Annotated in this window: 7 protein-coding genes; 4 read left to right on the top strand and 3 right to left on the bottom strand. The window is 62.5% G+C overall.

All coding sequences use genetic code 11. The features are described from left to right. Nucleotides 1-765: ATP-binding cassette domain-containing protein (locus WC739_RS06660; protein ID WP_372952225.1), on the top strand; the 765-nt coding region annotated here is incomplete at its 5' end. 151 nt (nucleotides 766-916) lie between these two features. Here WC739_RS06660 and WC739_RS06655 read toward each other — a convergent pair. After that, nucleotides 917-1,828 (bottom strand): LysR substrate-binding domain-containing protein, encoded by a 912-nt coding sequence (locus tag WC739_RS06655; protein WP_372952224.1) that lies wholly within the window; start codon nucleotides 1,826-1,828, stop codon nucleotides 917-919. A 224-nt stretch (nucleotides 1,829-2,052) separates the two neighbouring features. Between WC739_RS06655 and WC739_RS06650 the strand changes: the two genes are divergently transcribed. The 3 genes from WC739_RS06650 to pssA all read left to right on the top strand — a co-directional run bounded on the left by WC739_RS06650 (nucleotide 2,053) and on the right by pssA (nucleotide 4,365). Then, nucleotides 2,053-2,724: a glutathione S-transferase family protein gene (locus WC739_RS06650; RefSeq protein ID WP_372952223.1), complete on the top strand. Its 672-nt coding sequence runs from the start codon at nucleotides 2,053-2,055 to the stop codon at nucleotides 2,722-2,724. 39 nt (nucleotides 2,725-2,763) lie between these two features. Next, nucleotides 2,764-3,546 (top strand): phosphatidylserine decarboxylase, encoded by a 783-nt coding sequence (locus WC739_RS06645; RefSeq protein WP_372952222.1) that lies wholly within the window; start codon nucleotides 2,764-2,766, stop codon nucleotides 3,544-3,546. A gap of 69 nt (nucleotides 3,547-3,615) precedes the next feature. Then, on the top strand, nucleotides 3,616-4,365 hold the full coding sequence (gene pssA, locus WC739_RS06640; RefSeq protein WP_372952229.1) for a CDP-diacylglycerol--serine O-phosphatidyltransferase: 750 nt from the start codon (nucleotides 3,616-3,618) through the stop codon (nucleotides 4,363-4,365). 27 nt (nucleotides 4,366-4,392) lie between these two features. Here pssA and WC739_RS06635 read toward each other — a convergent pair whose 3' ends face one another. Together WC739_RS06635 and WC739_RS06630 are read right to left on the bottom strand one after the other, a co-directional pair. Further along, a complete protein-coding gene (locus WC739_RS06635; protein WP_372952221.1) occupies nucleotides 4,393-6,615 on the bottom strand; it encodes an AMP-binding protein in 2,223 nt (740 codons plus the stop codon). 204 nt (nucleotides 6,616-6,819) lie between these two features. After that, nucleotides 6,820-7,227 (bottom strand): 4-oxalocrotonate tautomerase family protein, encoded by a 408-nt coding sequence (locus WC739_RS06630; RefSeq protein ID WP_372952220.1) that lies wholly within the window; start codon nucleotides 7,225-7,227, stop codon nucleotides 6,820-6,822. Nucleotides 7,228-7,334: the final 107 nt, after the last annotated feature.

Raw genomic sequence — 7,334 nt, 5'->3', positions numbered from 1 at the left:
CGCAAGATCCTGAAGAGTGTCAGCTTCGAAGTTCCGGCCGGCAAGACGGTGGCCATCGTCGGGCCGTCTGGCGCCGGCAAGTCGACCATATCGCGGCTTCTCTTTCGCTTCTATGACGTCCAGTCCGGTCAGGTGTTGATCGACGGCCAGGATGTCCGCGACGTGACGCAGGAAAGCCTGCGGGCGGTTATCGGCATGGTGCCGCAGGACACCGTGCTGTTCAACGACACGATCGCCTACAACATCCGCTATGGCCGCGTCGGCGCCAGCGAGGACGATGTGCGCAAGGCAGCCGAGCTCGCCCAGATCGGCCCTTTCATCGAGCGCCTGCCAGACGGCTACAAATCGATGGTCGGAGAGCGCGGGCTGAAGCTCTCAGGTGGCGAGAAGCAGCGCGTCGCGATCGCCCGCACCATCCTCAAGGCACCGCCAATCCTGATGCTGGACGAGGCGACCTCGGCGCTTGACAGCCACACCGAACAGGAAATCCAGGCGGCACTCGATCTGGTCAGCCGTGGCCGCACCACCATCGTCATTGCCCACCGCTTGTCGACCGTGATTTCCGCCGACGAGATCATCGTCCTGCAGGATGGCCAGATCGCCGAACGCGGCACGCACGCCGATCTGATGCGCAAGCATGGTCTCTACGCCTCGATGTGGGACCGCCAGCGCGAGGCGACCGAAGCCGAGGAACGGTTGCGCATTGCCCGCGAGGGCGACGAACTCGGCGTCATCGTTCGGCGCCGGACGTCCGAGGTAGGCTGATCTTTCCGCGTTGTCGGCGCGGAGCATCGGCTGAAGGCGTGGCCGACGGTAGCGAAGCGGGATGGTCGCCCATGGCCGACTGGACCGACGATAAGGGCCTGTTCAGCGTTCTCCCGTGCGAGGTCAACCCGGACGTCCGCTCCCCGACTCTTTAGCCGTCGCCTACCTTTAGTTCCGGCTCCTCGGCGCAAATCGCAGCGAGAAAATTGATGAACTGCCGCACTCGGGAGGGCATGCGCCTTCCGGCAGCGGTAACTGCGTTGATCGGAAAGGGCGGCGGCGCATGCTGGTCAAGAATACGTACGACCTCGCCGGAAGCCAGCACATCCGTGAACAGCCAACTCGCATGGTGGGCGATGCCGAGGCCCGCGAGGACGGCGCCGCGCACATGCTCGGCGTCATTCGTTCGGAACGCTCCCCCACTGTCGACCGTGACCTGCCGGCCGTCCACGTGGAAACCCCAGCCGATGATATCCCCCTGGTAGACATAGCTGATACGCTGGTGGCTGCGCAGTTCATCCAAGGTCTGCGGCGTGCCGTATTGGGCAAGATAGCCGGCGGAGGCCAAGGTTATCATCCGCATGTCGCCTATGTGCCGGGCGACGAGTGCCGAATCCGTAAGCCAACCGATACGGATTGCGACATCCATTCCCTCCTCGATCAGGTCAACGTGCCGCCCGGAGACTTCCATCTCGATCGCGACATCGGGAAAGCGGTCCCTGAAATCCGGTAGCCGAGGGATAACGAACATCCTCCCGAAGGCTGGAGAGAGCGTAACGCGGACCAGCCCCGAAGGGGCCGACTGCCCCTCTAGGAGTCTCTCTTCGACGAACTCGAGATCCTGCAGAATACGGACGGTGGCCTCATAATAGTCCTGTCCTGCGGGGGTCACGGCAAGGGCACGAGAATTTCGCGCGAGGAGTTGCGTCCCTAGCCGCGCTTCGAGCGCAGCGAGCTGTTTGCTGACCGTCGGCTGGCTGACGTTTAGATCCCGAGCCGCCTGCGAAAAGCTTCCGCTTTCAACCACGCGCACGAATATCCGCATTGCATCGAGCTTATCCATCAATTCCGTTCCGGGCTGGCGACATCGCCGGATATCTCACTGTGATCCGATTGAGTGCCGAGTGAGCCGAGTCTCCAACGCCACGCCTCGCCACGTCTACGATCCCTTATTCATTCGTATTAGTAATAGATGGCATTCCATATTGGTCAATATCATTCTCAATAGGAATGTGAGAATCTTCCTTCGACGGCCCGCTCACAGGCCTCGAACCGAAAGGAAGAGTTATGACGATCAAGATTTACGGCGATCCCGGCTCGGGCAGCTTGCGTCGCGTGACCACCGCAGCGAAGATAATGGGCATTGAAATTGAACGCGCGAACGTCGATCTTTTTAAGGGCGAAAGCCAGACCGACGAGTTCAAATCACGTCTCAACCCCCACGGTTTGACGCCGGTACTCGAAGATGGCGATCTCATTCTCTATGAGGCCGCCGCGATCAATCTTTATCTGGCTGGCAAGGTAAACTCGCCGCTGGTCGGAACCACAGAGAAAGATCGCTTCCAGGTCCTTCAGTGGATGTTCTGGTCGGGCGAACAATGGCGCATCTTCGCAACCACCCTGTTCGATGAGCGGGTGGGGAAGACGGTCATGGGCCTACCGAAGAACGAACCGGTGATCGCGTTCGCCGAGGGCAAGTTTCGCGCCGCAGCGAAGGTGCTCGACCAGCATCTTGAAGGCCGCAAGTTCATGGTCGGCCAAGCTCTGACCCTTGCTGATTTCGATATTGCGGGGCCCTTCTCCCAGATCGATCGTTCAAAGCCTCCCCTCCGGGACTATCCAAACCTCATGGCCTGGCACGACAATCTCCTCCAGTCGGTCCCGGAGTGGGCGGAGACGAAGGCTGAGGTTGACAACCGTATCGACAGCTTCCTGGCGAGCGTCGGCGTGAAACTGTAATTTCTGGCCTTCCTGTCAGCCTGCCCCCTGCCGCAGCCAATGAGGCGCCGACCATTGTTGCGTTGCAGCGAAGGGGGCTTTGGGCTATTGAGGCCGGACTTGAAACGGAGCCGCCCCAGCCCGATGAGCCTTGTCGATACGGTCAAGAACACATTCGTACCGATCCATCGCGAAGGCTATCCCTTCATCGCGGCTTTCGGCGCGGCGACGCTTTTCCTTGGTTATTTCTCGTCCATCCTGTTCTGGATCGGCCTGATCCTGACGGCCTGGTGCGTCTATTTCTTCCGTGATCCCGAACGCGTCACGCCGGTCGATGACCGCCTGGTGGTCAGTCCCGCCGACGGCATCGTCTCGGCGGTCGGGCCGGCGGTGCCGCCGCGCGAACTCGGCCTCGGCAATGTCGAGATGACCCGCATCTCGGTGTTCATGAACGTCTTTTCCTGCCATGTGAACCGCGCCCCGGTGCGCGGCCGTATCGCCAAGATCGAACATCGGCCGGGCAAATTCCTCAATGCCGAGCTCGACAAGGCAAGCACCGAGAACGAGCGCAACGGGCTGGTGATAGAGAGCCCCAACGGCACCGTGGCTGCTGTCCAGATCGCCGGCCTGGTGGCGCGCCGCATCGTATGCTGGGCCGAGGCCGGCGGCTCGATCGCCATTGGCGAGCGTTTCGGCCTGATCCGCTTCGGTTCGCGCGTCGACGTCTTCCTGCCCTTGACCGCTACGCCGCGTGTCGCCGTTGGCCAGACGGCGGTCGGCGGTGAAACCGTCCTGGCCGAATTTGGCGGCGTCGCCGGCACGCCCCTCGTGCGGATTTCCTGAACGGTGGGAACGCAATACAAGAAGTTCGAAGCCCATGGCAGCGGCGGCCCCCGCATCCGCGAAATCCCGATGCGCATGGTGCTGCCCAATCTGGTCACCGTGCTTGCCATCTGCGCCGGCCTGTCCGGCATCCGCTTCGGCTTCGAAGGCCGCTTCGAACCGGCTGTGGTGATGGTGCTGCTTGCGGCGTTCCTGGACGGCATCGACGGGCGCCTTGCGCGGATGCTGAAGGCGACGTCTAAATTCGGCGCCCAGATGGACTCGCTGGCCGATATCGTCAATTTCGGCGTGGCGCCGGCTCTGGTGCTTTATGCCTTCCTGCTTGATCGTGCCGGATCGCCGGGTTGGATCGCCGCCCTTCTGTTTGCCATAGCCTGTGGGCTGCGGCTTGCACGCTTCAACGTGCTCGACGAGGATTCCGATCGCCCTGTCTGGCAGTCCGAATATTTCGTCGGCGTGCCGGCGCCGGCCGGCGCCGTGCTGGTGATGCTGCCGCTTTATCTCTACTTTCTGCGTACCGGCTTGGAGCCCAGCCGCGCGGCCGCTTTTGTCGCCTCCGGCTTCACCGTGCTGGTGGCATTCCTGCTGGTCAGCCGGTTGCCAGTCTATTCCGGCAAGAGCTTGAAGGTACCGGGCGACAGGGTGCTGCCGATCATCCTCGGCGTCGTTCTCTACGTTCTCCTGCTGATGACCTATCCCTGGTACACGCTGACTGCCTCCGTCGCCGGATACCTGGTCTTCCTGCCCTTCAGCGTGCTCGCCTATTCCAAGCGCGCGAAGCGGGAGGGCGAGAGGGTTCCGCCTTCCGACATAGGTTAGAAGATTCGCCGAAGTTGTTGATCCGATTCAGGCGGCGATGCCGAGGCCCAGCCTGTCGAGCGCCAACTGCCTGGTCGAAACATAGTCGGTCTTGCCGGATCCCAGCACCGGGATCTCCTCAACCTTGATGATATCGTTGGGCACCATCAATTCGGCCGCGCCAGCCCTTTTGCCGAATTTGCGCAACTCGTCGGGATTGGCTTCGTCGGCGGTGGTGACCAGTACGATCCGTTCGCCGCGCCGCTTGTCCGGCACCGCGACCGCGGCGTGGCGCTCCTCCGGCCACAGCGATTGAACCAGCATTTCCACCGCGCCCAGCGACACCATCTCGCCGGCGATCTTGGCGAAGCGCTTGGCGCGGCCGCGAATGGTGATGAAGCCTTCGCGGTCGACGGCCACGATATCGCCTGTGTCATGCCAGCCTGTCAGCGGGTGCAATTCACCGGGGCGGTCCGCTGTCATGTAGCCCATCATCAGGTTTGGTCCGTCGAGCCACAATTGGCCGGCATCGGCAATGCCTTCGACCGGCTCCAGTCTCATGCGCATTGCTGGCAGCAGCCGGCCAACGCTGCCGTCGCGGCTGTGGGTGGCAGTATTGACGGCAGCAACGGGGGCGGCCTCGGTCAGCCCGTATCCCTCGATGATCTCGGCCTGGAAGCGTTCGCGATAGACGCGGCGGGTTTCCGGCTTTACCGCCTCGGCGCCGGCGACGACGAAGCGCAGGCTGGAGAAGTCGCCATCCTTGGCGGTACGCGCATAGTTGGCGAGGAATGTGTCGGTGCCGAACATGATGGTCGGCTTCACCTTTCGCGCGATCTCGGGGATGATCTTGTAGTGGAGGGGCGAGGGGTAGAGGAACAGCTTCACGCCGGTGACCAGCGGCAAGATGGTGCCGCCCGTCAGGCCGAAGGAATGGAACACCGGCAAGACGTTGAGCAGGATATCGGCCGGCGAAATGGTGATCCGGGCCGCGGCCTGCATGGCATTGGCGAGCAGGTTCCTGTTCGACAGAACCACCGCCTTGGGCGTGCCTTCGGAGCCGGAGGTGAACAGGATCACCGCTGGCTGGGCGGCATCCTGCCGTCGCAGTGGCCAGCGCCACAGCAGGGCGGCGGCTAGCTTTTCCGGCGCGGTGACGCTGGTCCGGATGTCCTCCAGCCAAAGGAGCCTGGCCCCGCCCTTTTCGACCGCCGCGACGATATCGGCGAGACCGGCCTTCTCAACAAAGGCGTGCGAAGAGATGACGGTGCGGATGACGGCCGTGCGCACGGCCGCCGTGACGCTGGCTGGGCCGGCCGTGTAGTTGATCATCGCCGCCACCCGGCCAGCCGACAGGAGTCCGCTGAGCGACAGCACGACGCCATTGGCGTTGGGTAGCATCAGCCCGACGGCTTCACCCGGCGCCGTCACCGTCTCGAAGCGTCGGCCCAGCACCCGCGCGCCGATGAACATCTTGCGGTAGCTCAACGCGCCCGTGATGACATCCTCGATGATCGGGTGTGAGGCGCCGACCGTGGCCGCGGCATCGCGCATGGCCAGGAAAACGCCACGATCGAGGTCGGTGCCGAAAAGGCGGGCCTCGGCGAAACGATCGAACAGTGCATTGGTGTTCGACGCCTGATCCGGATTGCGCGTCACCAGTTCGGCGATGGTCATCGGCTCGAGCACGCTGATCGACAGCCGGGGAAACCATTGCCGCGGCGCCTTGCCTGCTGGTGTCAGCGAAACAGGCAGGCTGCGCGCGCCGGCGATGAAGATCGGCACGATCTGGGCATCGGCCTGCATGGCGATGCGGGTGACGGCGCGAAACAGCCGGAAGGCCTTGACGTCAGGCTCGACCGCGTCCGGCAAATAGACGGCGAGACGACCCTTGCCCTTCAGCACCCGCACCAGCCGTCGGCTGACGAAGACATGTTCGGCATTGAAGGCAATGGTGCGGCCAAGCTCGCGCCAAGGTTCCAGCCAGGGGGCCCGCGCCGATACCTCGTCCAATATATGCAAAGTGTCATCGGGCAGCAGCGACAGCATCAGCGCCGGCTCGATGCGCGATTGATGCGAGATGACGTATATGACCGGGAACCGCGCCTTGCGGGCGATCGCGATGCGGCTGTCGCCGATCCGGTAGGTGAGCTTGAACGGCACGTAAAGCAGCGCTTGGGTGAAACGCACGCCAAGGCGGAATTTCTCCACCATCCCTATCAGCAGCCAGGCCAGGACCAGACCCGCAAGCAGCGCCAGTGTCAGGATCATCGCCGCATTCCTCCCAACGACTATTGTCATCGTGGCTCTGTGGCCGCTTCGAAGGGGAGGGTAGCGGAAGTGGGCGCGAGGTCAATGCGGAGCTTTTTGCCTTCCTCCCTCGTGGGGGATGTGGGTCGGCGCGCAGCGCCGCCGGATCAGGGGCGCTGGAAGAAACGCGACACCAAAATATGAAATGATTGCAGGACTTGCTCGCTACGCGGCTTTCAGCCGTCCGCTGATGAAACGGAACTCCTGCGTCTTGCCGCCATAACCATAGGCGGCGGCCGGCACTTCGTGCACGAAGGCGTAGCTTTCCTCATGCACGCCGCCCAGCAGGCGGCCGAAGGCATCGAAGAGCGCCTTGAGATAGGCTTCCAGTTCGAGCTTGGTGTTGGTGCCATCGACCACCTTGATGTCAAGCCAGAACGTATTGGTGCCATGTTCGGCCAGCGACTTGCCGCCGGCGAACCAGTGCTGCGGATCGATATAGGATACTGCAACCGCGGTAAGGGTCCGGTCCTTGCGCAGCTGCGTGGCGGTGATCTCGGTTATTTCCCTGGCGATGCTGGCGGAGAGAGCGACGTCAGGCATGCCGGTTACGCTGATGTTGATGATCGGCATTTTTCTTCTCCTTGGTTTGAGCGGCATCGATCGCCGCGAGAGAGACCATGTCACCCTGCTTTGATCAAAAAAATCGAATTGTTTTGAAATGAGGATTCGATAATATC

It is taken from the genome of Mesorhizobium sp., assembly GCF_041661565.1.
Classification (GTDB): Bacteria; Pseudomonadota; Alphaproteobacteria; order Rhizobiales; family Rhizobiaceae; genus Mesorhizobium.
The sequence above is the reverse complement of the archived record's forward strand: the minus strand, read 5'-3'. Positions and strand labels throughout refer to the sequence as shown.